This is a genomic window from Burkholderia sp. E168m22, assembly GCF_001319805.1.
Lineage (GTDB): Bacteria > Pseudomonadota > Gammaproteobacteria > Burkholderiales > Burkholderiaceae > Burkholderia > Burkholderia orbicola.
Window position 1 is genome coordinate 12,293 of the sequence record NZ_BBSK01000120.1, and the last position, 21,319, is coordinate 33,611.

Consider the following 21,319-nt stretch of genomic DNA (forward strand, 5'->3'; position numbering starts at 1 on the left):
ATGGACAAACGCTATAACACGATGCCGCTTCCCGAGCAGCTCGCACTGCGGCGGCAAGCGGTCGAGGAGGTTCTTGCACACCCTGAATGGACGCTGCGCGAATCGGTGCGTCATTTGAAGAAGACGATGCGGTTGACGAGTGCCGAAGTGGCCAAGCTGGCCGGCGTGTCGACCAAGACGATTCAAGATATCGAGCAGGGTCGCAGCGACGGGACGGTACAGACGATGAATCGCATCTTCGGCATGCTGGGGCTTAAATTGGGTGTGGTGCGACAGAGCCCATAGCCGGGCGGGACGTGTCGTCCGCGGGTCCCTCGTTATTGCGGCGCTTGCTGCAGCCAGCCGAAGCCGCGGCCCAACGACAAAACGGCCGCCCGGTCCATCGTTCGACCGGGCGGCCGCTCCGCCTACTTCACCGCAAACAGCGTCAGGTTCATGAAGATCTTGAACGCATAGCCGAGCGTGACGGCGCCGACCACGCCGCCCGCCCACAGAACGACGAACCACATCCAGCCGCGCATCCGCAGCCGCGGCGCCTCGGGCTGGCCGGCGGTGGAATCAGTGGTGGTAGTAATGCTGGTCTTCATGGCGCACCTTGCCTCGGAATACCCAATAACCCATCGTCGTGTAGGCGATGATGATCGGGAGGATAACCGCTGCGCCGACCAGCGTGAAGGTCTGGCTCGAACGCGGCGCCGCCGCTTCCCAGATCGTCATCGTCTGAGGAATCGCATACGGGAACAGCGTGACGAGCAGGCCGACGTAGCCGAGCAGCACCAGCGCCAGCGCGAGCACGAACGGCGTCATGTCGTGCCGGTCGCGCACCGCGCGGCGCATCCACACCGCGCACGCGGCGACCAGGAACGGCACCGGCAGCAGGCGCCAGAACAGGCCCGATTCGAACCAGCGCTGCGCGATGGCCGGGTCCTGCAGCGGCGTCCAAAGGCTGACGATCGCGATGAAGCCGAGCAGCACGACGGTCAGCGGCCACACGACGCGATGCAGGCGGCGCTGCAGGTCGCCTTCGGTCTTCGCGACGAGCCAGCAGCAGCCGAGCAGCGCGTATGTCACGATCAGGCCGAGGCCGGTCAGCAGGCTGAACGGCGTGAGCCAGTCGAACGCACCGCCCGCGTACACGCCGTCCTTCACGTCGATGCCCTGCAGGAACGCGCCGAGCGCGATGCCCTGGAACAGCGTCGCGCCGGCCGAGCCGCCGATGAACGCGAGATCCCACAGCTGCTTCGTGCGCCGCGCCTTCGCGCGGATCTCGAACGACACGCCGCGGAAGATCAGGCACACCAGCATGAAGATCAGCGGCAGGTACAGCGCCGACAGCACGGTCGAATAGACGATCGGGAACACGGCGAACAGCCCGGCGCCGCCGAGCACGAGCCACGTCTCGTTGCCGTCCCACACGGGCGCGACCGTGTTCATCATCAGGTCGCGTTCCTTTTCGTCCGGGAAGAACGGGAAGACGATGCCGATGCCGAGGTCGAAGCCGTCGAGCACGACGTACATGAAGAGCCCCAATGCGATGATTGCGGCCCAGATTACGGTGACGTCCATAGGTTTTCTCGTTTGCGAATGGGGTAGGCTCAGACGGTCTCGATCAGCTCGTCGACGGCGGACATCGGGCGGCGCGCGGTGTGATCGGGGCGCGTGTCCGGTTTATCGTCGTGCTCGACGTCGGGCAGCGCGGGGCCGGCCTTCATCAGCTTCAGCATGTAGTACACGCCGGTGCCGAACACGAGGAAGTACACGATCACGAACGTCATCATCGACAGGCTGACCTGCTGCACCGACAGCGGCGACACGGCCTGCGCGGTGCGCATCACGCCATACACGACCCACGGCTGGCGGCCGGCTTCGGTCGTGACCCAGCCCGCGAGCAGCGACACGAAACCGGTCGGGCCCATCACGAGCGCGAAGCGTTGGAACCACTTCGATTCATACAGGCGGCCGCGGCGGCGCAGCAGCCACGCGAGCGCGGCGAGGCCGATCATCGCGAAGCCGAGGCCGACCATGATCCGGAAGCTCCAGAACACGACCGTCGAATTCGGGCGGTCTTGCGGCGGGAAGTCCTTCAGCCCGCGGATCTCGCCGTCCCAGCTGTGCGTGAGGATCAGGCTGCCGAGGTGCGGCACCTTCACCGCGTAGCGGGTCGTTTCCGCCTGCATGTCCGGAATGCCGAACAGGTTGAGCGCGGTGCCGCCCTTCTCGGTTTCCCACAGCCCCTCGATCGCGGCGATCTTCGCGGGCTGGTGCTTCAGCGTGTTGATGCCGTGCTGGTCGCCGATCACGGCCTGCAGCGGCGCGAGCACCAGCAGCAGCCACAGCGCCATCGAGAACATCTTCTTCACGCCCTTGTCGCGGCGGCCCTTCAGCAGGTGCCACGCGCCGGTCGCGGCCACCACGAGCGCGGCGACGATGAACGCGGCGATCGCCATGTGGAACAGGCGGTACGGGAACGACGGGTTGAAGATGATCGCGAACCAGTCGGTCGGCACGACGCGGCCGTCGACGATCTCGAAGCCCTGCGGCGTCTGCATCCAGCTGTTCGACGCGAGGATCCAGAACGTCGAGATCAGCGTGCCGATCGCGACCATCAGCGTCGCGCCGAAGTGCGCGCGCGGGCTCACGCGGTTCCAGCCGAACAGCATGATGCCGAGGAAGCCGGCCTCGAGGAAGAACGCGGTCATGACCTCGTACATCAGCAGCGGGCCGGTGACGGCGCCGGCGAAGCTCGAGAAGCCCGACCAGTTGGTGCCGAACTGATAGCTCATCACGACGCCGGACACGACGCCCATTCCGAACGCGACCGCGAAGATCTTCGACCAGAACAGGCAGAGGGTCTTGTAGTACTGCTTGCCGGTCTTCAGCCAGCGATATTCGAGCACGGCGATGAAGCTGGCGAGGCCGATGCTCAGCGCCGGGAAGACGATGTGAAAGGAGACGGTGAACGCGAATTGCAGGCGGGCCAGATCGAGGGCCGAAAGTGCGGTGTCCATACCAGATGACCGAAGCTGACGATACCCGCCGGCGGGTGCCGGCGGACCCCGGCGGACAGGCGTCGGGGTTGGCTGGAGTATGGGCCGTGATGTTGCACCGCGAAATGCGCCAACTCGTCGCAGATGTACAGCCCGTCGCGCGCGATTTCGGGATAAATCGTTGATTCGTATCAAGAAGGTCGTTCGCAGTGCGTGCGGTCGCGGCGTGGCGGTCTGACGCACGTGCGTCAATATGGCGCGTCGCGTCATTGGAACGGTTTTGCGCATGCGCCAACCGCATGCCGGGACGGCGATCGGTTTCGATCCGTTAGCGCGTAACGCGACCGTCCGGACGGGCGGGGCCGTTTGTCACACGGGTAACGTCGCGCAACATTCGCGCGCTCGCTCGTAATGGATGCCGGATCGCGTGCGGCGTAGCGTTCGGGATGCCGGGTTCGCATCGGCGAACCGGCCAGCCGGAGAACGTGACGTGAATGGATTGAAGCTCGCACTGGGCGCGGCGGCTGCGGTGGCGGTCGCGACGGGCGGCGTGGCGCATGCCGCCCGGGTCGGGGTCTATATCGGCCCCGGCTACCCGTATTACGCCCCGGTCGTCCCTGCGCCTTACTACTACCCGCCACCCGTCGTCGCGGTGCCGGTCGCTCCGCCGCCGCCGCCCGAGTATGTCGAGCAGGGGCAGCCGCAGGACAACGGCGACGCGAACCTCTGGTACTACTGCGACGCGTCGAAGCATTACTACCCGTACGTGAAGACCTGCAAGTCGGGCTGGCGCTCGGTGCCGGCGCGGCCGCAGTGACGGAGGCGCAACGATGAAAACCGTATTTCGACCGCTGCGCGTGCCGGCGGTACTGTCGCTCGCCGCGCTGCTCGGTGCGTGCGCCTACCTGCCGACCGGCCCGAGCGTGATGGCGCTGCCGGGCACCGGCAAGTCGTTCGACCAGTTCCGTGCCGACGACGGCAGTTGCCGGCAGTACGCGTTCGAGCAATCGGGCGGCGTGAGCGCCGGGCAGGCGTCGACCGCGAGCGCGGTCGGCAGCGCGGCCGTCGGCACCGCGCTCGGGGCGGCGGCCGGCGCCGCGTTCAACGGCGGCACCGGCGCGGCGGTCGGCGCGGGCGCGGGGCTGCTCGCGGGCAGCGTCGTCGGCGCGGGCGCCGCGCAGGGCTCGGCCTATGACGTCCAGCGCCGCTACGACTACGCGTATCTGCAGTGCATGTATGCGACCGGCAATCGCGTGCCGGTGCCGGGCGGGATGAGCGGCGGTAGTGGCGGCGGATATGGCGGCGGCGGATACGGCACCGCGCCGCGCGCGGCGCCGCCGATGCCGCCGGCGGGCGTCCAGCCGCCGCCGCCGCGATATTGACGCGCGATCGCGGCGTATCGCTCGGCACATGCCGCGTGAATTGCGTACACTCTGAGTCTCGTTTTCGGCGGGGCCGGGCGCAGGAAGGCCGGCCCGCGTTCACTCAGGGCACAGCGATGATCGATTTACGCAGCGATACCGTGACACGTCCGGGCCAGGCGATGCTGGCCGCCATGACCGCCGCCGAAACCGGCGACGACGTCTGGGGTGACGACCCGACCGTCCTGCGCCTGCAGGCGGTGACGGCCGAGCGGGCCGGCAAGGAAGCCGGCCTGTTCTTCCCGAGCGGCACGCAGAGCAACCTGGCCGCGCTGATGTCGCATTGCGAGCGCGGCGACGAGTACATCGTCGGTCAGCTCGCGCACACCTACAAGTACGAAGGCGGCGGCGCGGCCGTGCTGGGCAGCATCCAGCCGCAACCGATCGAGAACGCGCCGGACGGCACGCTGCCGCTCGCGAAGATCGCCGCGGCGATCAAGCCGCTCGACAATCACTTCGCCCGCACGCGCCTGCTCGCGCTCGAAAACACGATCGGCGGCCAGGTCCTGCCGGAAGGCTATGTGCAGGAAGCCGTTGCGTTCGCGCGCAGCCGTGGGCTGGCCACGCACCTCGACGGCGCGCGCGTGTGCAACGCGGCCGTCGCGTCGGGGCGCCCGATCGCCGAGCTGTGCGCGCCGTTCGACACCGTGTCGATCTGCTTCTCGAAAGGGCTCGGTGCACCGGTGGGCTCGGTGCTGGTCGGCAGCCGTGCGCTGATCGAGCGCGCGCAGCGCTGGCGCAAGGTGCTGGGCGGCGGGATGCGGCAGTCGGGCATTCTCGCGGCGGCATGCCTGTATGCGCTCGATCACAACGTCGAGCGGCTCGCGGACGATCACGCGAACGCCGCGCATCTCGCGGCCGGCCTCGCGCGCATCGACGGCGTGAAGGTGCTGTCGCACGCGACGAACATGGTGTTCGCGCAATTCCCCGAAGCCGATTGCGCGCCGCTCGAGGCGTGGCTGAAGGAACGCGGGATTCTCACGCAGATGCTGTACGCGTCGCGCTTCGTCACGCATTGTGACGTGTCGCGCGCGGACATCGACACGTTCCTCGGCGAGGTCGGCGAGTATTTCTCGCAGCGTCGCGCGTGAAGCGGAATGCGCCGGCCGGCGACGGGCCGGCGCGACGTGGCATGACGCAAGACGCGGAGGGTTGACGCGGCGCGTCGTCGGTCGATCGGTGCCGTGCCGGCGGGTTACGCCTGCCGCGGCGTGTCGGCGGGCGGCGTGCCGTCGTGGAACAGCGATTTCAACTGCGTGCGCAGTTCGGCGCTGTCGGTGTGCTGGTGCACCGAGACCGCGTGTTGCACGGCGGCCTCCAGCAGTTCGTTGTCGGAGTCGGCGGAAATCGCGACCGAGCAATGCATCGCGCTGGGAAACTCGCGGCAATCGATATAGCGGCGGGACATGATGTTCTCCTCACATGAAAGGGAACGGCCGGATCGGGATGATCGGCCGCGCGGCGCGTTCGCGAGGCCGATGGAAAAAGTATAGGCGGCACGGCCGACTTTCTCGTCGGAGTGCGTACCGGGCCGGCCGTGTCGATCGCCGGCGCGACTGCCGGCGCGTTACGGCAACGGTGCGAGCAACCGCCGCGCCGCTTCGACCACCCGTTCGGACAGCGACGCCATCGTCGGTGACTGCACGGTCCACGCGTGCCAGTACAGCGTGACGTCGGTCGGATGCGCGGGCGCGAGATCGACGAGCCCCTGCGCATCGAGCGGCGCGGTGCCGATCAGCGGCTCGGGCACCATCGCGTAGCCGAGCCCGTGCCGCACCGCCGCGAAGTGCGAATGGGTGCCCGGCACGTAATGGCACGGGTACGCGCCGTCCGGCAACCCGAACTTCTCCTTCAGGAACGACGACTGCAGCGTGTCGCGCCGCGAATACGCGACGACGGGCGCGTGGCGCGCGCTCGTGCGGTTCAGCCCACGCGGAAACCAGCGCACCGCGAACGCGGCGGCCGCGAGCAGCCGGTAGCGCATCGTGCCGAGCGGCGTCGCGAGGCAGCCGCGCATCGGCTTCGGCTCGGTCGTCACGCAGCCGACCGCCATCCCGCTTTCGAGCAGCGCGAACGTGTGATCCTGATCCTCGACGATCAGCTCGAACAGGATTCGCTCGCCGGCGAGCACCGACGTCAGCGCGGGCAGGAACCACGTGCCTAGGCTGTCGGCGTTCAGCGCGATCGTGACCGAGATCGGCGATTCGCGCTCGGCCGCGAGCGTGCTCTGCAAGTCGGCCTGCAGCAGCGCGACGCGGCGCAGGTGCTGCAGCACGCGCTGCCCGGCCACCGTCGGGCGGCACGGCCGCGTGCGCAAGACGAGTGGCGTGCCGAGGCTCGCCTCCAGCGCGCGGACCCGCTGCGTGACGGCGGACGCGGTCACGTGCAGGCGCACGGCCGCCTGCTCGAAGCTGCCGGTGTCGGCGACGGCCAGCAGCGCGGCGGCCTGCTTCGGATCGATCGTCATCGACATGTCGGGAGCATTCCTGTGATCGGAGACGAGAACAGGCGGTAGTGTAAGGCAGCGTGCGATGCGGTCCCGGCGCGGCGAATCGTCCCGCGGTGCGCGATTCGTCGTCGGAATCGCGCACCGCGTAGGGGATGCGCGGCGATGCGGGCATTTTGATCTAGGCTATATGAACGTGCGCGACGCCGCCCGCGTGGCGGCGAGGTCGTCATGCCGACGGTGCCCGACGAGGATATGCAGTATGCCGATCCGACTACACCCCACTGAAGAACAAGCGACGGAGCCATAAAGCAATGATCTTCCGGCAACTTTTCGATCCGCAATCGTCGACGTACACGTATCTGCTCGCCGACCCCGCATCGCGCGAGGCGCTGCTGATCGATCCCGTGTTCGAGCAGGTGCGTCGCGACGCGGCGCTGCTCGACGAACTCGGGCTGCGGCTCGTCGCGACCGTCGATACGCACGTGCATGCCGATCACGTGACGGGCGCGTGGCTGCTGAAGCAGCGCACGGGCAGCGCGATCGCGATCTCGGCCGCGAGCGGCGCGCACGGCGCCGACCGCTACCTGAACGACGGCGACCGCTGTGCATTCGGCCCGCGCTACCTGACCGTGCGCGCGACGCCCGGCCACACGAGCGGCTGCATCAGCCTCGTGCTCGACGACGAATCGATGGCGTTCACCGGCGATTGCCTGCTGATCCGCGGTACCGGCCGCACCGACTTCCAGCAGGGCGACCCGCGTGCGCTGTATCGCGCGGTGCACGGCCGGCTCTTCACGCTGCCGGCCGCGTGCCTGCTGTATCCCGCGCACGACTATCGGGGGCTCACGGTGACGAGCGTCGGCGAGGAGCGGCGCTTCAACCCGCGTCTCGGCGGCGATCTCAGCGAAGACGATTTCGCGGGCTACATGCGCAACCTCGGCCTCGCGCATCCGCGCCAGATCGACGTCGCGGTGCCGGCGAACCTGCAGTGCGGCGTCGCCGCGAACGCGCCCGATGCGCAGGCGGCAGCCGACTGGGCGCCGCTCGTCTATACGTTCGCCGGCTTCTGGGAAATCGATCCGCAATGGCTCGAGGATCATCTGCCGGCCGTGCAGGTCGTCGACGTGCGCGAGCCGGACGAATTCGCGGGCCCGCTCGGCCATCTGCCCGGCGCGACGCCGATCCCGCTCGGCGAACTGGCCGCGCGCATCGGCGAAATCGCGCACGACCGGCCGGTGGTGACCGTGTGCCGGGCCGGCGGGCGCTCCGCGCAGGCGACGGTGATCCTGAAGAAGGCCGGCTTCGACGCGGTCGCGAACCTCGGCGGCGGGATGCTGCGCTGGCGCGCCGAAGGGCGTGTCGTGATGGACGGCCGATCGTAGCGGCCCAGGCAGTCCCTCGAAAAAAATGTCGGACCGATGTCGAAACGGCCGGGCGCCGTTCGTCGTCAAGGTATCCGATCACGTGGCGCCGCACGACGTGGCGCCGAAACCCAGAGAGACCCCACGATGATGCCGACGCTTTACGCCCATCCCTTTTCGTCCTACTGCCAGAAGGTGCTGACCGCGCTGTACGAGAACGGCACGCCGTTCGAGTATCGCGTGCTCGCGCACGACGATCCGAAACCGATGCAGGAACTGACCAGGCTGTGGCCGCTGAAGCGCTTCCCGGTGCTCGTCGATGCGGGCCGCACGGTGATCGAGGCGACGATCATCATCGAGTATCTCGGCCTGAACCATCCGGGCCCCGTGCGCCTGCTGCCCGACGATCCGCGCGCCGCGCTCGAGGTGCGCACGATGGACCGCTTCTTCGACAACTACGTGGCGACGCCGCAGCAGAAGGTCGTGTTCGATGCGCTGCGGCCGGAAGCCGAGCGCGATGCGCGCGGGGTGGCCGATGCGCGTGCGATGCTCGACACGTCGTATGCGTGGCTTGACAAGACGATGGCCGATCGCGAATGGGCGGCCGGCGATCGTTTCAGCCTCGCCGATTGCGGCGCGGCGCCGTTCCTGTTCTACGCGGACTGGACGCACCGGATCGATCCGGCGTTCGCGAACGTGATCGCGTACCGCAAGCGTCTGCTCGCGCGGCCGTCGTTTGCACGCGCGGTCGACGAGGCACGGCCGTATCGTTCGTTCTTTCCGCTTGGCGCGCCCGATCGCGATTGACAGGCGGGGCCGTCGCACAGCGTGCCGCTGCCGCGCATGGCCGGCAGCGTGCGCCGGGGCGACGGAGCGACAGCAGCAGCGGCAGCATCGCGCGGGTGGCCGTCACATCGTGCGCGTGGCCGACTGCGCGAGCGTCAGCAGTTCGTCGAACTGCGTGATCAACTCGAAGCACAGCAGGAACGCGAGCGTATAGGCCGGCGCGGGGAAGCGCCGGATCATCTCCAGCACCTGCGGCGCGAAGCGCGAGCGGATCGCGTCGCGCGTCAGCAGCCACGCGATCGCGATGCCGATCGCCGCGCCCGCGATCAGGTCGGTCGGATAGTGAAAGCCGAGATACGCGCGCGGCAGGCAGATGAACACGACCGAATACAGCAGCGCGACGATGCCGACGCGGCGCGCGATGATGAAGATGCCGGTCGCGATCGCCATCCACAGCATCGCGTGATCGCTCGGAAACGAACTCCATGTCTGCAGCGTTGCCGCACGCAATCCGGCCGACGGAAAGTGCAGGTGGAGGTCGGGGTTGTAGATCGGCCGCACGCGGAATGGCAGCACCTGCGCCAGCACGCGGCCGACGGCGAGCGCGATGAGCCCGCTCGCGACGGTGGCGACGACCAGCTCGCGTTGTCGCTCGCGGGTCGGGCCGGGCTGGAACCACAGCCAGCACAGCACGGGAATGAGCACGAAGCCCTTGAACGTGTAGAGGCCCGCGATCACGCGGATTGTGTGATTCATCAGCGGGCCGAACGTCACATGAGTGAGGAAGACCTGGATCGTGGTGTCGAAATTGTTCATGTCCTGTGCGACCCGGACGGACGCGCAGCGCATGACAGGCGGCCGGCTGGATCGGAAAGCGCGCTCGCACGGAGCGCAATGGGGGGCAAGTATGTCACCCGTTATTTCGAAGAAAATGCGAAAAAATACCGGGATTCCCCTGATGAAGCGGGGCTGGGTGGTGGGGCCGGATGGGGGCGCGCCGTGCGGCGCGGCAAGGCCGAATCGTCCGACGTTTGCGTGCGGGCGTACAGGGCCGCCGGAAAAATATTTGGGTGAACTGGACAATTCGGTATGCCGCCGCGGACCTTGCGCCGGATGAACGATTGCCGTGCTGGCGCGGCGCGAATCTGCCGGGCGGCGCAGCGTCACGCGCACCGATAAAAAAACGGGCAAGCCTCATGGGCTTGCCCGCCGGCGTGACGCGATGCCCGACTTCAGTTGCGCCACACCCGCACGGCGAGCGCGGCCAGCGACGTCGCGACGGCCAGCGCGGTCACCGCATTCCAGCCCAGTTGCGCGAGCAACAAACTGCCGATCGCGGCGCCGGCCGCCATCCCGATGAACATGCCGACGAACAGCACCGCGTTGAGGCGGCTGCGCGACGCGGGATCGATCCGGTAGACGATCGACTGGTGCGCGATCAGCGTCGCCTGCACGCCGAGATCGAAGCCGATCGTCGCGACCGCGAGCAGCACGAGCTGCGCATGCGGCGACATCAGCGGCGCAGCGGCCATCGATGCGAACGACAGCGTCGCGATGCCGATCCCGATGCGCGTGACGCGCTCCGGGCCGTGATGGTCGGCCAGGCGCCCGGCGACCGGCGCGGCCAGCGCGCCGGCGGCGCCCGCGAGGCCGAAGGCGCCGGCGGCCGCGCTGCCGAGGTGGAACGGCGCGCCGTGCAGCATCACCGCGAGCGTCGACCAGAACGCGCTGAACCCGACGGCCAGCAGCCCCTGCGCGAGCGCGGCGCGGCGCAGTGCCGAATGCGCGCGCCACAGCGCGCCGAGCGAGCCGATCAGCGCGCGATACGGCAGCCGCGTGGTCGGCTCGAAGCGCGGCAATCCGCGTGCGGCCACGGCGCCGATCACGGCGACGCTGGCGGCCGCGAGCGCGAACATCGCGCGCCAGCCGGCCGTCTCGGCGACGAATCCTGCCACGACGCGCGACAGCAGGATGCCGAGCAGCAACCCCGTCATCACCGTGCCGACGATCCGGCCGCGATGCGCGTCGTGCGCGAGCGTCGCGGCGGCCGGCACGACGTCCTGCGCCATCGTCGCGGCGAGGCCGATCGCGAAGCTCGCCGCGAGCAGCAGCCCGAGCGACGGCGCGATCGACGCCAACAGCAGCGCGACGACCAGCGCGGCGGCCTTGGTCACGATCACGCGGCGCCGGTCGAAGCGGTCGCCGAGCGGCGCGAGCAGCAGGATGCCGAGCGCATAGCCGAGCTGCGTGAGCGTCGGCACGAAGCCGATCGCCCGCGCCGACGCGCCGAGATCGGGCGCGAGCGCGCCGAGCATCGGCTGCGCGTAGTAGAGCGGGGCGACGCCGAGGCCGGCGGCGGCCGCGAGCAGCAGCACGAGCCGGCGATCGGGCATCGAATGGGCGGCCGCGGCCGGACGGGCCGGGGCGTGCGCCGCGCGCGGCGCGGCATCGAGACGGGTCGGGGTGGACATCGCGTACATCCTCGGTGGAAGAATGGGATGGACGCGAGTGTGGCGGTACGCGGCCGGCGACGGTAGTGCCACCCCGCGCAGATTTGTTATACGCTCCACGAATGACCGAAAAATCCTCTCCTTCTCCCGCTGCTGGCGGGTCTCGGCGCATCCAGGCGGTGCCGGTGGACGGCGCCGGCTATCGTTTCGAGCTGATGGAAACCTTCGTGCGCATAGTCGAGGCCGGCAGCCTGTCGGCGGCCGCCGTGCAACTGCATACGACGCAGCCGACCATCAGCCGGCGGCTGCAGGCGCTGGAAAATTCGCTCGGCATGCGGCTGCTGCAACGCACGACCCATACGATGCGGCTGACCGTCGACGGCGAACGGTGCTTCAAGCAGGCGAAGGAGTTGCTGGCGAGCTGGGCGGCGTTCGAGGCCGATTTGCGCGGCGCGCAGGAGGAGCCGGACGGGCTGCTGCGCGTCGCGGTGCCGCACGCGTTCGGCCAGCAGCGTTTCGTCGCGCCGCTCGCGCAGTTCCTGCGCGACTATCCGCGCGTGTCGGTCGAATGGCTGCTGCAGGACGAGGTGCGCGATTTCGTCGGCAGCGGCATCGATTGCGCGATCCAGGTCGGCGAGCCGACCGATCCGGGCGTGGTCGCGATCCGGCTGACGAAGGTGCCGCGCTTCGTGGTCGCCGCGCCGTCCGTGCTGAACGGCGCCGACGTGCCGGCCGATCCGGACGCGCTCGCCGCGCTGCCGTGGCTCGCGTTGCGCACGTACTACCGCACCGAGCTTGCGCTGACGCATGCGGCCACCGGCGACACGCGGCGCATCGCGATCCGCCCGCGCATCACGACCGCGAACCTGTATGCGCTGCGCAGCGCGGCGCTGCTGGGCGTCGGCGCGTGCGTCGGGTCGTCGTGGATGCTGGCCGACGATCTCGCGCGCGGCGATCTCGTGCACCTCGCGCCGGAGTGGCAGGCCGCGCCGCTACCGGTCTACCTCACTTATCCGCATGCGCAGTTCTATCCGTCGCGGCTCGTGCGGTTCGCCGCGATGATGCGCGAGGCCGTGCCGGCGCTGGTCGAAGGGCGCGACAGCTGAAGCGGGTGGTGCCGGGCGGCGGCTCGCGGTCAGCCGCGCCGGATTCCTTCCGGCAGGGCACTGATGCGGCGTACCTCGGGCGAATCGAGCCACGCGCGCGACGTCGCGCAGTCGACGAACATGTCGGTCGCGTCCTCGCCCCAGAACAGGTCGCCGTCGAGCACGAAAGTCGGCACGCCGAATACGTTCTCGGCGATCGCGCGATCCGTGTTCGCGCGCAGCGCGTCCTTCACCGGCTGGGCCTCGACGGCCGTCACGCCCTCCGGAAAGCCGACCGCTTCGCACAACGCGGCGAAGCCTTCCGGCGTCGATACGTCCTGACCGTCGCGCCAGATATGCCGGAAGATCCGCCGGATCGCGTCGCGCGAGCTGCCCATCGCGATCGCGAGGCGCAGCGGCTTGATCGGATTGAACGGGTGCGCGGGCGGCATCCGGAACGCAATGCCGAGCTTGTCCGCGCGGTATTGCGCATGCCGATAGGTGAACACGCGCTTGGCCGCGATCTCGGCCGGCGCTTTCTGGCCCCAGTGCGCGAGCAGCGCGCCGAGCACGATCGGCCGCGGTTCGAACGCGGCGGCGGGCGGCAACCGGTCGAACTGCTCCTGTTGCAGGTAGGCGAATGGCGAAACGAAATCGAAATACCAGCTGGCGGTGCGCGCGGCGTTCATCGCGGGTGTCTCCTCGGGCGGGTCCGGTTGACGGTTGCACGTTCGGTGCGTCGCCGGCAAACGGCGCGCTGCGTGCATCGGCGGCCAGTGTCGCATGCGGCCGCTTTTCGCGCTGCCGTATCGCGTGCCGCCCGCAACCGGCGTCCTACGACCGGGCGTCGTCGTCCGTCGACGATGCGAGCCGCGCGAGACTGTCGCGCACGGCCGGCGCGTCGTAGCGCGCGCCCGCGCCGCCGAGGGCGACGGTCGCCTTCTGCGCGAGCGGCAGCAGCATCGCGAGCGCCGCCGTCATCGCCGGCGCGGCGGCGAGCCGCGATTTCGGGCCCGACACCGTCAGCGCACCGACGCATTCGCCGGCCGCGCCGAACACGGGCACGGACGCCGAGGCCGTTTCCGGGTCGCGCTCGCCGTACGACGCGGCCCACAGCTGTTCGCGCACGTCGTTCCAGCGGGCGTCGTGCGTGTCGGTGAAGGCCAGCAGCACCTTGCCCGATGCGCCCTGGCCGACCGGAAACTCCTCGCCGACGCGGATCGACACGCGCACCGCCCGCGCGGGCTCGACGCGATACAGCACGGAGCGCACGTCGCCCTGACGCACGTAGAACGACGCCGTTTCCCCGAGCTCGCGGCTCAGCGTCTCGAGGAGCGGCTCGACCACCGGGCCGACACGGAACGAACGCTGGTACAGCGCGGCGAGCCGCAACGGCTCGTGCCCGACCGCGTACTGGCCGTCGTCGAGCTTGCGCATGAATCCGCCATGCTCGAGCGCGGCGAGCAGGCGCAGGATCGTGCTCTTGTACAGCCCGGTGCGGCGCGACAACTCGGCGAGCGACAGCCGGTCGTCGGTCTGGCCGAACGCACGGAGGATCGCGAACGCGCGGTCGAGCACCGCGACGCCGCTGGACGTTTCTTCCGTCGCCGGATCGGCTGCGTCGCCGGCGTGATCTGCTGGATTCCTGGGCACGGACCTGCTTCCTTCGAATGATGGTCGGTGGACTATATCGTTCTATCTGACAGAACACAAGTTCCAGAAAAACGCGATTTCACGGGTATACCCCGCTTATCGCCTATTCGATGCACGCTTAAAGTTCTGTCAAACAGAACTATGTTCTTTCAGGCAGAACGATGAGGTGTCGAATGAAGGTTTCAGAAAACACGAAGGTGCTGGTCAGCGAGGTCGGCCCGCGCGACGGGCTGCAGAGCATCAAGACCGTGATGCCGACAGCCGCCAAGCTGCGCTGGATCACCGCGCTGGCCGCGGCCGGCCTGCGCGAGATCGAGGTCGGGTCGTTCGTGCCGCCCGCGCTGTTGCCGCAGATGGCCGACGTACGCGAAGTCGTCGCGCACGCGCTTGCGATTCCCGGGCTGCACGTCGCCGCGCTCGCGCCGAATCTGCGCGGCGCCGAGGGCGCGTTCGACGCGGGCGTGCACAAGCTGACGTTGCCGGTCTCGGTGACGGAAGCCCATTCGGTGGCGAACATCCGCAAGACGCCCGCGCAGATGATCGACGAGGTGCGCGCGATCGTCGCATTGCGCGATGCACGGTTTCCGTCGGTGCAGATCGAGGCGGGCGTGTCGGTCGCGTTCGGTTGCACGATTGCGGGCGCGGTCTCCGACGACGAGACGATCGCGATGGCCGTCGCGATGGCCGAATGCGGTGTCGACGAAATCGGCCTGTCCGATACCAGCGGTTATGCGAACCCCGCGCAGGTGCGCCGGCTGTTCACGCGGCTGCGGCGCGAAGTCGGCGACAAGGCCGGCGGCGCGCATTTCCACAACACGCGCGGGCAGGGGCTCGCGAACGTCGTCGCGGCGCTCGACGTCGGCGTGACGACGATCGACGCGAGTCAGGGCGGCCTCGGCGGCTGCCCGTATGCGCCGGGCGCGACCGGCAACATCGTCACCGAGGATCTCGTGTTCCTGCTCGAAGCGATGGGATACGACACGGGCATCGACGTCGACGCACTGCTCGCCGCGCGCGCGATCCTGCAGGCGGCGCTGCCGTCCGAGACGCTGTACGGCCACGTGCCGGACGCAGGGTTGCCGAAGGGCTTCCGCTATGCGGATGGCCGCGCGCCGTCGGCCGCGCAACCGGAAGGATGCGTGACGGGAGTCGCACGATGAACGATCGACAACAGGCTGCCGCGCTGCCGTACGCGGGCGTGCGCGTGATCGAGATGACGCACATGGTGATGGGCCCGACGTGCGGGATGCTGCTCGCGGATCTCGGCGCGGAAGTGATCAAGATCGAACCGATCGCGGGCGACAGCACGCGCGCGCTGCGCGGTTCCGGCGCGGGCTTCTTCGGGATGTTCAACCGCAACAAGAAGAGCGTCGCGGTCGACGTGAAGGACCCGCGCGGGCTCGAGATCGTGCGGCGGCTCGTTGCGACGGCGGACGTCTTCAGCGAGAACTTCAAGAGCGGCACGATGGACCGGCTCGGGCTCGGTTACCCGCAACTGGACGCGCTGAATCCGCGCCTCGTCTACGTGTCGCACAAGGGCTTCCTGCCGGGGCCGTACGAGCATCGCACCGCGCTCGACGAGGTCGTGCAGATGATGGGCGGCCTGGCCTACATGACGGGCCCCGAAGGGCGGCCGCTGCGTGCGGGCGCGAGCGTGAACGACATCATGGGCGGCATGTTCGGCGCGATCGGCGCGATGGCCGCGCTCGCGCAGCGCGAGCGTACGGGCCGCGGCCAGCAGGTGCAGAGTTCGCTGTTCGAGAACAACGTGTTCCTCGTCGCGCAGCACATGATGCAGTTCGCGGTGACGGGGCAGGCCGCGTCGCCGATGCCGAGCCGGATTTCGGCGTGGGCCGTCTACGACGTGTTCTCCGTCAAGGACGACGAACAGATTTTTCTCGCGGTCGTGTCGGACACGCAGTGGGTGTTGTTCTGCGACGCGTTCGGCCTGGCCGCGCTGAAGGACGATCCGCGGCTCGCGACCAACAACCTGCGCGTGCAGGCGCGCGAATGGCTGCTGCCCGAGCTGCGTTCGCGGCTGGCGCCGTACCCGGCCGCGGAGATCGGCGCGATCTTCGAATCGACCGGCCTGCCGTATGCGCCGATCACGAAGCCGCAGGACCTGTTCGACGATCCGCATCTGCTCGCCACGGGCGGCCTCGAAGCCGTGACGCTGCCGGCCGACGCGAGCAGCGCCGGGCGGCCGGTCGACACGCGCACCGCGCTGCTGCCGCTGACGCTCGCGGGCGAACGCCTGCGGCTGCGCTCGGCGCCGCCCGCGCTCGGCCAGGACACGTGCGCGCTGCTCGGCGAACTCGGCTACACGCCGGACGACGCGCGTGCGCTGATCGAGGCCGGCGTCGTCGCGGGGCGGTACGGCGCGGACGCCGCCGCGCACGGCGACGCGCCGGGCGGCGCGCCGTCGGCGAACGAAGTGGCGAGCGCGTAGCGCGGCCGCGATTCATCGAACGAACAAAGGCGTCCGGGCCGCGCACCGCGCGGCAGAGGAGCGCCGCATCCACGGAGACAACCATGACATCCGCTTCCCCGGCGCTGCCCGCCGATCGCGAGACCGACACGTCGATCGAGCAACGGGCCGTGCGCAAGGCCGCGTGGCGCTTCATCCCGCTGCTCGCGCTCGCGTATTTCTTCAACTACCTGGATCGCACCAGCGTCGGCTTCGCGGCGCTCACGATGAACCGCGATCTCGGGCTGACCGCGACGCAGTTCGGCTGGGGTGCGGGGATCATGTTCGCCGGCTACTGCGTGTTCGAAGTGCCGAGCAATCTCGCGCTGTACCGCTTCGGCGCGCGCCGCTGGCTCGCCCGCATCATGATCACGTGGGGGCTGATGGCGGCCGCGACCGCGCTCGCGACCGGGCCGACCAGCTTCTACGCGATCCGGCTGCTGCTCGGCATCGGCGAGGCCGGGTTCTTTCCCGGCGTGATCTTCTTCCTCGCCGTGTGGTTTCCGGCGAGCTACCGCACGCGCGTGCTCGCGTGGTTCACCGTGTCGACGCCGCTGTCGTCGCTGGTCGGCGGCCCGCTGTCGACGTGGCTGCTGCAGCTCGACGGCACGTTCGGGCTCGCCGGCTGGAAGTGGATGTTCATCGTCGAAGGGCTGCCCGCGTGCGCGCTCGGCTTCCTCGTGCTGAAGCTGCTGTCGGATTCGCCGGCGAATGCCGCGTGGCTGTCGGACGACGAGCGGGCCGCGCTGCAGCGCGCGTTCGAGCGTGACGGCGCGGCCGCCGGCCGCAAGAAGCGCTTCGGCGTCGCGCTGCGCGACGTACGCGTCTACGTGCTTGCGCTGATCTCGTTCGGCTTCACGATGGGTTCGTACGGCATCGGCATCTGGTTGCCGCAAATGCTGAAGGCGCACGGGATGTCGACGATGCAGACCGGCTGGCTCTCCGCGGTGCCGTACTTCTTCGCCACGATCGCGCTGCTGTGGTGGGCGAAGCGGGTGGACCGTCGCGGCGGCCCGGTCGCGAACCTGGCGATCGGCTTGTGCATCGGCGCGGTGGCGCTCGGCGTGTCGACGCATTTCCTGACGCTCGGGCCGGCGCTCGTCGGCATCACGCTCGCGCTGATCGGCACGATTGCCGGCCGCACGATCTTCTACACGCTGCCGTCGCGCTTCCTGTCGGGCCAGGCCGCGGCCGGCGGGCTGGCGCTGATCAATTCGATCGGCGCGCTTGGCGGCTTCGCGGGCCCCTATCTCGTCGGCTACCTGAAGGACAGCTTCGGCACCTTCACGGCCGGGATGCTCGGCCTCGCGATCGTGCTGGCGATCACGACGTTGCTCACGCTGTCGCTGTACGCGTTCGACCGGAGCGAATGACATGACCTTTTCGATCAAACGGCGCCGGTTGATCGGTGCGGCCGCCGCCTCGCTCGCGCTGCCCGCGTTCGCCGAGACGCCGGCCCATGATGGAGCCTCCCGCATGACGCAAAGCAACTACCTCGCGGTCCGCCCCGACTGGCTCGCGTCGGCGCTCGAACCCGCGCTCGAGCCCGACCTGCCGATCGTCGACGCGCATCATCACTTCTACGAACGGCCGGGCTGGATCTACATGCTCGACGACTATCTGCGGGACGCGCGCTCGGGCCACAACATCCAGGCGTCCGTCTACATGCAGGCGCAGACGCGTTACCGCGATTCGGGCCCGGCCGAACTGAAGCCGGTGGGCGAGACGGCTTACGTCGCCGGCGTGACCGAGCCGCTTCAGCACGGCCCCGTGGCTGTCGCGAAAGGCATCGTCGGCCATGCGGACCTGCGGCTCGGCGAACGCGTGCGCGACGTGCTGGAAGCGCATCTCGAAGCGGGGCGCGGACGGTTTCGCGGCGTGCGGCACCTGAGTACGTGGGATGCCGATCCGACGCTCGCGAATCCGCTGTCGGCGGTGCCGCGCGGGCTGCTGCTCGATCCCGCGTACCGGGCCGGCGTCGCGCAACTTGCGCCGCTCGGGCTGTCGTACGACGCGTGGCTGTTCTTCCCGCAGTTGCCCGAATTATTCGATCTCGCCAAAGCGAACCCGGAGACGCGGATCATCGTCAACCATTGCGGCGGCGTCGTGCGGATCGGCAGCTATGCGGACAAGCGGCCGGAGGTGTTCGAGCGCTGGTCGGCGTCGATGCGCACGCTCGCGCAATTGCCGAACGTGTACGTGAAGGTCGGCGGCCTCGGGATGCGCATCAACGGGTTCGATTTCGAGAAAGGCGCGAAGCCGCCGTCTTCGGCGCAACTCGCCGACGCGTGGAAGCCGTGGATGATGACCTGCATCGACGCGTTCGGCCCCGGGCGCTGCATGTTCGAGAGCAATTTCCCGGTCGACAAGGGCTCGTATTCGTTCGTGAACGGCTGGAACGCGTTCAAGCGACTGACCGCGCAGGCCAGCGCGGACGAGCGCGACGCGCTGTTCCGCGGCACGGTCACGCACGCGTACCGGCTCGGCTGACGCGCGGGCGCGGCGTCACCCGGCTTCCACCAGCGCCGCGAGCCGCGCCAGCGCCATCTGCCAGCCGGTCTCGTTGTCGGCGGCCGGCACGCCGGGCGGCACGCCGTCGTGCACGGCGTCCACGCGCGTGCCGCCCGCTTCGTCGGACAGCGTGATCGTGATCGTCATCGCGCCGCGCAGCATCGGATCGTCGGTTTCGAATACATCGATCTCGACGATCTGCTGGTCGGGCACGAGCGTGACGAAGCGGCCGTGATAGGTGTCGGTGCGCGCGGTGGTCTTGCCGTTGCCGGCCGACGGTGCGTCGTAGCTCAGCGACACGCGCAGCGCGCCGCCTTCGCGCGTGTCGTAGGCGTGCACGCGGCAGGTCATGCCGTCGGGCACCTTCCATTGCTCGACCGCGTGCGGGTCGAGCAGCGCGCGATAGACGCGCCCCCGCGGCGCGTTCAGGTGCCGGCTGACCCGGGTCGAATGCGTGTGCGTGTGCAACATGTCGCCTCCCGCGAAGCGTGCGAGACGGTGCACGCCGGCGCCCGGCGTGTCGTCATGCTTCCTTCAGGAATCCTAGGCGCGGGCGCGGCGGCATGCAATGACCGCACGCGAGGCGGCGGTCAGCGCAGCGCGGCGGCGAAGTCGTCGAGCTGCGTGATGCAGGTGTTCCAGCCCTCGAAAAAGCCGAGCGCTTCGTGGCGCTCGCGCGTCGCGGCGTCGGGATGCATCACGCGCGCTTCGTAGCGGCTGCCCGCGTCGTCGTCGGCCATCGTGATGATCGCCGTGAAGCCCAGCCACGGCGTCTGCGGCCGCCAGCCGCCCGCGAGCATCGACGTGAACGCGAGCCGCGATTCCGGCACGATCTCGAGGAAGCAGCCGGGGTTGTCGCTCGTGCCGCCGTCGGGGCCGCGCATGAACGTATGGAAAGCGCCGCCCGGCCGCAGGTCGAACGCGCGCACCTCGGTGGTCCATGGTTTCGGGCACCACCATTCCTTCAGCAGCGCGGGGTCGGTCCAGGCGCGCCAGAGCGCCTGGCGCGGGGCGCGCAGCGTGCGCGTGATGACGAGATCGTGGGCTTCAGCGGGTTCGACGTGGCTGGCTGACATCTTGCTCCTCCTGGTGACGGCGTTCGACGAATTCGACGAGACGATCGGATCGCGCTTCCCATTGCGCGCGCTGCGCGGCGAGCCATGCCTCGGCCTCGGTCAGCCGGCTGCCGACCAGCACGCAGGTGCGCGAGCGGCCGGTTTTCCGGGTCGCGACGAGGCCGCTGCGCTCGAGCACCGCGACGTGCTTCATGAACGACGGCAGCGCCATGTCGAACGGCGCGGCCAGCGCGGAGACGGTCCGCTCGCCCTGGCCGAGCGCGCTGACGATCGCGCAGCGCGTCGGATCGGCGAGGGCATGGAACACGTCGCTGAGGCCGGCTTGAAGGTTATCCATTCGGCTAAGTGTAGGCGATGTTGCAGGCATGCAGCGAACATTTTCGTCACGTACGATAGTGGGGCGGTAACACGCGCCGACCGGGCGCCGCGTTGCCGGACGCCCGTCGCCGTTGAGCCCGCCTCGACGCCTGGCCGGTGTCGTTTCCGATTCCGGCCCACGCCGAACCCGTGCGTGCGGCCCACCTGACTACCGGAGAAGGCATGACCGAACCTGTTACCGTGCGCCGCGTCGGCGCGAGCGAAGCGATGGCTTGTGTCGACGCGCTGGCCGACGTGCTGATCGATTGCGTCGAAGGTGGCGCATCCGTCAGCTTCATGTTGCCGATCGCGCGGCCGACCGCCGTCGCGTTCTGGACGCGCGTGGCCGAGGGCGTCGCGAACGACGAGCGCATCCTGCTCGTCGCCGAGGATGCGTCCGGCCGGATCGTCGGCACCGTGCAGGTCGTAACCGCGCAGCCGGAGAACCAGCCGCATCGCGCGGACATCGCGAAGATGCTCGTGTCGCGGTACGCGCGCCGGCAGGGCGTCGCCGCGCGGCTGATGGCGGCCGCCGAAGCGGCCGCGCGCGACGCCGGCAAGACCGTGCTCGTGCTCGACACGGTGACGGGCGGCGACGCCGAACGGCTGTACGAGCGGGCCGGCTGGCAGCGCGTCGGCGTCGTGCCGAACTATGCGCTGATGCCCGACGGCGCGCTGTGCGCGACGACGTTTTTCCACAAGCAGCTCGCGTAATG

25 protein-coding genes are annotated in these 21,319 nt (G+C 69.2%); 13 read left to right on the forward strand and 12 right to left on the reverse strand.

Annotation, left to right across the window (positions count from 1 at the left end; translation table 11 throughout):
- The gene (locus AP428_RS28170; RefSeq protein ID WP_006480347.1) at window positions 1–285 is read left to right on the forward strand and encodes a helix-turn-helix domain-containing protein; all 285 of its coding nucleotides are present in this window, start codon (window positions 1–3) and stop codon (window positions 283–285) included.
- A gap of 122 nt (window positions 286–407) precedes the next feature.
- Here AP428_RS28170 and AP428_RS28175 read toward each other — a convergent pair whose 3' ends face one another.
- Genes AP428_RS28175 through AP428_RS28185 form a run of 3 tightly spaced genes read right to left on the reverse strand, consistent with a single transcriptional unit; the run spans window position 408 to window position 3,008 of the window.
- Window positions 408–587, reverse strand: a complete 180-nt coding sequence (locus tag AP428_RS28175) for a hypothetical protein (protein WP_011548942.1) — start codon at window positions 585–587, stop codon at window positions 408–410.
- Window positions 559–1,566, reverse strand: coding sequence for a cytochrome d ubiquinol oxidase subunit II (gene cydB / locus AP428_RS28180; protein WP_011548943.1), 1,008 nt, complete (start codon window positions 1,564–1,566; stop codon window positions 559–561). The genes AP428_RS28175 and cydB overlap by 29 nt, the downstream gene beginning before the upstream one ends.
- 29 nt (window positions 1,567–1,595) lie before the next feature.
- Window positions 1,596–3,008, reverse strand: coding sequence for a cytochrome ubiquinol oxidase subunit I (locus AP428_RS28185; protein ID WP_011694879.1), 1,413 nt, complete (start codon window positions 3,006–3,008; stop codon window positions 1,596–1,598).
- A gap of 469 nt (window positions 3,009–3,477) precedes the next feature.
- Between AP428_RS28185 and AP428_RS28190 the strand changes: the two genes are divergently transcribed.
- The 3 genes from AP428_RS28190 to ltaE all read left to right on the forward strand — a co-directional run bounded on the left by AP428_RS28190 (window position 3,478) and on the right by ltaE (window position 5,499).
- Window positions 3,478–3,804 (forward strand): hypothetical protein, encoded by a 327-nt coding sequence (locus tag AP428_RS28190; protein WP_012339266.1) that lies wholly within the window; start codon window positions 3,478–3,480, stop codon window positions 3,802–3,804.
- 13 nt (window positions 3,805–3,817) lie between these two features.
- Complete coding sequence (locus tag AP428_RS28195; protein WP_011548946.1) at window positions 3,818–4,369, forward strand: YMGG-like glycine zipper-containing protein; 552 nt, start codon at window positions 3,818–3,820, stop codon at window positions 4,367–4,369.
- Between the two features lie 116 nt (window positions 4,370–4,485).
- The gene (gene ltaE, locus AP428_RS28200) at window positions 4,486–5,499 is read left to right on the forward strand and encodes a low-specificity L-threonine aldolase (protein WP_011548947.1); all 1,014 of its coding nucleotides are present in this window, start codon (window positions 4,486–4,488) and stop codon (window positions 5,497–5,499) included.
- Window positions 5,500–5,603: 104 nt separating this feature from the next.
- Here the strand turns inward: ltaE and AP428_RS28205 are convergent, their stop codons facing one another.
- Window positions 5,604–5,816, reverse strand: coding sequence for a DUF1059 domain-containing protein (locus tag AP428_RS28205; protein ID WP_006480352.1), 213 nt, complete (start codon window positions 5,814–5,816; stop codon window positions 5,604–5,606).
- A gap of 159 nt (window positions 5,817–5,975) precedes the next feature.
- Window positions 5,976–6,881 (reverse strand): HTH-type transcriptional regulator ArgP, encoded by a 906-nt coding sequence (locus tag AP428_RS28210; RefSeq protein ID WP_011548948.1) that lies wholly within the window; start codon window positions 6,879–6,881, stop codon window positions 5,976–5,978.
- 287 nt (window positions 6,882–7,168) lie between these two features.
- On the opposite strand from AP428_RS28210, the gene AP428_RS28215 reads away from it, so the two are divergent.
- Together AP428_RS28215 and AP428_RS28220 are read left to right on the forward strand one after the other, a co-directional pair.
- A complete protein-coding gene (locus AP428_RS28215) occupies window positions 7,169–8,239 on the forward strand; it encodes a rhodanese-like domain-containing protein (protein ID WP_011548949.1) in 1,071 nt (356 codons plus the stop codon).
- 126 nt (window positions 8,240–8,365) lie between these two features.
- Window positions 8,366–9,025, forward strand: coding sequence for a glutathione S-transferase family protein (locus AP428_RS28220; protein WP_011548950.1), 660 nt, complete (start codon window positions 8,366–8,368; stop codon window positions 9,023–9,025).
- A gap of 102 nt (window positions 9,026–9,127) precedes the next feature.
- Here AP428_RS28220 and AP428_RS28225 read toward each other — a convergent pair whose 3' ends face one another.
- The gene (locus AP428_RS28225; RefSeq protein ID WP_041489512.1) at window positions 9,128–9,820 is read right to left on the reverse strand and encodes a phosphatase PAP2 family protein; all 693 of its coding nucleotides are present in this window, start codon (window positions 9,818–9,820) and stop codon (window positions 9,128–9,130) included.
- Between AP428_RS28225 and AP428_RS37290 the strand changes: the two genes are divergently transcribed.
- Complete coding sequence (locus AP428_RS37290; protein ID WP_166488162.1) at window positions 9,779–10,078, forward strand: hypothetical protein; 300 nt, start codon at window positions 9,779–9,781, stop codon at window positions 10,076–10,078. The two genes, AP428_RS28225 and AP428_RS37290, sit on opposite strands and share 42 nt — an antisense overlap.
- 158 nt (window positions 10,079–10,236) lie before the next feature.
- Here the strand turns inward: AP428_RS37290 and AP428_RS28230 are convergent, their stop codons facing one another.
- A complete protein-coding gene (locus AP428_RS28230) occupies window positions 10,237–11,475 on the reverse strand; it encodes an MFS transporter (RefSeq protein ID WP_011548952.1) in 1,239 nt (412 codons plus the stop codon).
- Window positions 11,476–11,576: 101 nt separating this feature from the next.
- Here AP428_RS28230 and AP428_RS28235 point away from each other — a divergent pair, with 101 nt between their 5' ends.
- The gene (locus AP428_RS28235; protein ID WP_011548953.1) at window positions 11,577–12,560 is read left to right on the forward strand and encodes a LysR family transcriptional regulator; all 984 of its coding nucleotides are present in this window, start codon (window positions 11,577–11,579) and stop codon (window positions 12,558–12,560) included.
- 29 nt (window positions 12,561–12,589) lie between these two features.
- Here the strand turns inward: AP428_RS28235 and AP428_RS28240 are convergent, their stop codons facing one another.
- Together AP428_RS28240 and AP428_RS28245 are read right to left on the reverse strand one after the other, a co-directional pair.
- Complete coding sequence (locus tag AP428_RS28240; RefSeq protein ID WP_011548954.1) at window positions 12,590–13,228, reverse strand: 2-hydroxychromene-2-carboxylate isomerase; 639 nt, start codon at window positions 13,226–13,228, stop codon at window positions 12,590–12,592.
- Window positions 13,229–13,373: 145 nt separating this feature from the next.
- Window positions 13,374–14,192, reverse strand: a complete 819-nt coding sequence (locus tag AP428_RS28245; protein WP_011548955.1) for an IclR family transcriptional regulator — start codon at window positions 14,190–14,192, stop codon at window positions 13,374–13,376.
- Between the two features lie 173 nt (window positions 14,193–14,365).
- Here AP428_RS28245 and AP428_RS28250 point away from each other — a divergent pair, with 173 nt between their 5' ends.
- The 4 genes from AP428_RS28250 to AP428_RS28265 all read left to right on the forward strand — a co-directional run bounded on the left by AP428_RS28250 (window position 14,366) and on the right by AP428_RS28265 (window position 19,149).
- Window positions 14,366–15,352 carry a hydroxymethylglutaryl-CoA lyase gene (locus AP428_RS28250; RefSeq protein WP_011548956.1) on the forward strand — a complete coding sequence of 329 codons (987 nt, stop codon included), beginning with the start codon at window positions 14,366–14,368 and terminating at the stop codon, window positions 15,350–15,352.
- The gene (locus tag AP428_RS28255; RefSeq protein WP_011548957.1) at window positions 15,349–16,641 is read left to right on the forward strand and encodes a CaiB/BaiF CoA-transferase family protein; all 1,293 of its coding nucleotides are present in this window, start codon (window positions 15,349–15,351) and stop codon (window positions 16,639–16,641) included. The genes AP428_RS28250 and AP428_RS28255 overlap by 4 nt, the downstream gene beginning before the upstream one ends.
- An 83-nt stretch (window positions 16,642–16,724) precedes the next feature.
- Complete coding sequence (locus tag AP428_RS28260) at window positions 16,725–18,032, forward strand: MFS transporter (RefSeq protein ID WP_011548958.1); 1,308 nt, start codon at window positions 16,725–16,727, stop codon at window positions 18,030–18,032.
- 1 nt (window position 18,033) lies between these two features.
- The gene (locus AP428_RS28265) at window positions 18,034–19,149 is read left to right on the forward strand and encodes an amidohydrolase (protein WP_011548959.1); all 1,116 of its coding nucleotides are present in this window, start codon (window positions 18,034–18,036) and stop codon (window positions 19,147–19,149) included.
- A gap of 15 nt (window positions 19,150–19,164) precedes the next feature.
- Here AP428_RS28265 and AP428_RS28270 read toward each other — a convergent pair whose 3' ends face one another.
- The 3 genes from AP428_RS28270 to AP428_RS28280 all read right to left on the reverse strand — a co-directional run bounded on the left by AP428_RS28270 (window position 19,165) and on the right by AP428_RS28280 (window position 20,583).
- The gene (locus AP428_RS28270; protein WP_011548960.1) at window positions 19,165–19,641 is read right to left on the reverse strand and encodes an SRPBCC family protein; all 477 of its coding nucleotides are present in this window, start codon (window positions 19,639–19,641) and stop codon (window positions 19,165–19,167) included.
- Window positions 19,642–19,760: 119 nt separating this feature from the next.
- Window positions 19,761–20,246: an SRPBCC family protein gene (locus AP428_RS28275; protein ID WP_011548961.1), complete on the reverse strand. Its 486-nt coding sequence runs from the start codon at window positions 20,244–20,246 to the stop codon at window positions 19,761–19,763.
- Window positions 20,218–20,583, reverse strand: a complete 366-nt coding sequence (locus AP428_RS28280; protein ID WP_041489456.1) for a helix-turn-helix transcriptional regulator — start codon at window positions 20,581–20,583, stop codon at window positions 20,218–20,220. The genes AP428_RS28275 and AP428_RS28280 overlap by 29 nt, the downstream gene beginning before the upstream one ends.
- Before the next feature lie 203 nt (window positions 20,584–20,786).
- Between AP428_RS28280 and AP428_RS28285 the strand changes: the two genes are divergently transcribed.
- Entirely contained in the window at window positions 20,787–21,317 is a 531-nt protein-coding gene (locus AP428_RS28285; protein WP_011548963.1) for a GNAT family N-acetyltransferase, read from the forward strand.
- Window positions 21,318–21,319 lie beyond the last annotated feature (2 nt).

What these genes read in the sequence shown, in the direction of transcription:
- AP428_RS28270 (WP_011548960.1), bottom strand. Translation starts at nt 19,641, where the DNA reads ATGTTGCACACGCACACGCATTCGACCCGGGTCAGCCGGCACCTGAAC.
- cydB (WP_011548943.1), bottom strand. Translation starts at nt 1,566, where the DNA reads ATGGACGTCACCGTAATCTGGGCCGCAATCATCGCATTGGGGCTCTTC.
- AP428_RS28235 (WP_011548953.1), top strand. Translation starts at nt 11,577, where the DNA reads ATGACCGAAAAATCCTCTCCTTCTCCCGCTGCTGGCGGGTCTCGGCGC.
- AP428_RS28250 (WP_011548956.1), top strand. Translation starts at nt 14,366, where the DNA reads ATGAAGGTTTCAGAAAACACGAAGGTGCTGGTCAGCGAGGTCGGCCCG.
- AP428_RS28195 (WP_011548946.1), top strand. Translation starts at nt 3,818, where the DNA reads ATGAAAACCGTATTTCGACCGCTGCGCGTGCCGGCGGTACTGTCGCTC.
- AP428_RS37290 (WP_166488162.1), top strand. Translation starts at nt 9,779, where the DNA reads ATGAGTGAGGAAGACCTGGATCGTGGTGTCGAAATTGTTCATGTCCTG.
- AP428_RS28175 (WP_011548942.1), bottom strand. Translation starts at nt 587, where the DNA reads ATGAAGACCAGCATTACTACCACCACTGATTCCACCGCCGGCCAGCCC.
- AP428_RS28275 (WP_011548961.1), bottom strand. Translation starts at nt 20,246, where the DNA reads ATGTCAGCCAGCCACGTCGAACCCGCTGAAGCCCACGATCTCGTCATC.
- AP428_RS28170 (WP_006480347.1), top strand. Translation starts at nt 1, where the DNA reads ATGGACAAACGCTATAACACGATGCCGCTTCCCGAGCAGCTCGCACTG.
- AP428_RS28210 (WP_011548948.1), bottom strand. Translation starts at nt 6,881, where the DNA reads ATGTCGATGACGATCGATCCGAAGCAGGCCGCCGCGCTGCTGGCCGTC.
- AP428_RS28215 (WP_011548949.1), top strand. Translation starts at nt 7,169, where the DNA reads ATGATCTTCCGGCAACTTTTCGATCCGCAATCGTCGACGTACACGTAT.
- AP428_RS28240 (WP_011548954.1), bottom strand. Translation starts at nt 13,228, where the DNA reads ATGAACGCCGCGCGCACCGCCAGCTGGTATTTCGATTTCGTTTCGCCA.
- AP428_RS28225 (WP_041489512.1), bottom strand. Translation starts at nt 9,820, where the DNA reads ATGAACAATTTCGACACCACGATCCAGGTCTTCCTCACTCATGTGACG.
- AP428_RS28285 (WP_011548963.1), top strand. Translation starts at nt 20,787, where the DNA reads ATGACCGAACCTGTTACCGTGCGCCGCGTCGGCGCGAGCGAAGCGATG.
- AP428_RS28260 (WP_011548958.1), top strand. Translation starts at nt 16,725, where the DNA reads ATGACATCCGCTTCCCCGGCGCTGCCCGCCGATCGCGAGACCGACACG.
- AP428_RS28255 (WP_011548957.1), top strand. Translation starts at nt 15,349, where the DNA reads ATGAACGATCGACAACAGGCTGCCGCGCTGCCGTACGCGGGCGTGCGC.
- AP428_RS28185 (WP_011694879.1), bottom strand. Translation starts at nt 3,008, where the DNA reads ATGGACACCGCACTTTCGGCCCTCGATCTGGCCCGCCTGCAATTCGCG.
- AP428_RS28230 (WP_011548952.1), bottom strand. Translation starts at nt 11,475, where the DNA reads ATGTCCACCCCGACCCGTCTCGATGCCGCGCCGCGCGCGGCGCACGCC.
- AP428_RS28280 (WP_041489456.1), bottom strand. Translation starts at nt 20,583, where the DNA reads ATGGATAACCTTCAAGCCGGCCTCAGCGACGTGTTCCATGCCCTCGCC.
- AP428_RS28220 (WP_011548950.1), top strand. Translation starts at nt 8,366, where the DNA reads ATGATGCCGACGCTTTACGCCCATCCCTTTTCGTCCTACTGCCAGAAG.
- ltaE (WP_011548947.1), top strand. Translation starts at nt 4,486, where the DNA reads ATGATCGATTTACGCAGCGATACCGTGACACGTCCGGGCCAGGCGATG.
- AP428_RS28265 (WP_011548959.1), top strand. Translation starts at nt 18,034, where the DNA reads ATGACCTTTTCGATCAAACGGCGCCGGTTGATCGGTGCGGCCGCCGCC.
- AP428_RS28205 (WP_006480352.1), bottom strand. Translation starts at nt 5,816, where the DNA reads ATGTCCCGCCGCTATATCGATTGCCGCGAGTTTCCCAGCGCGATGCAT.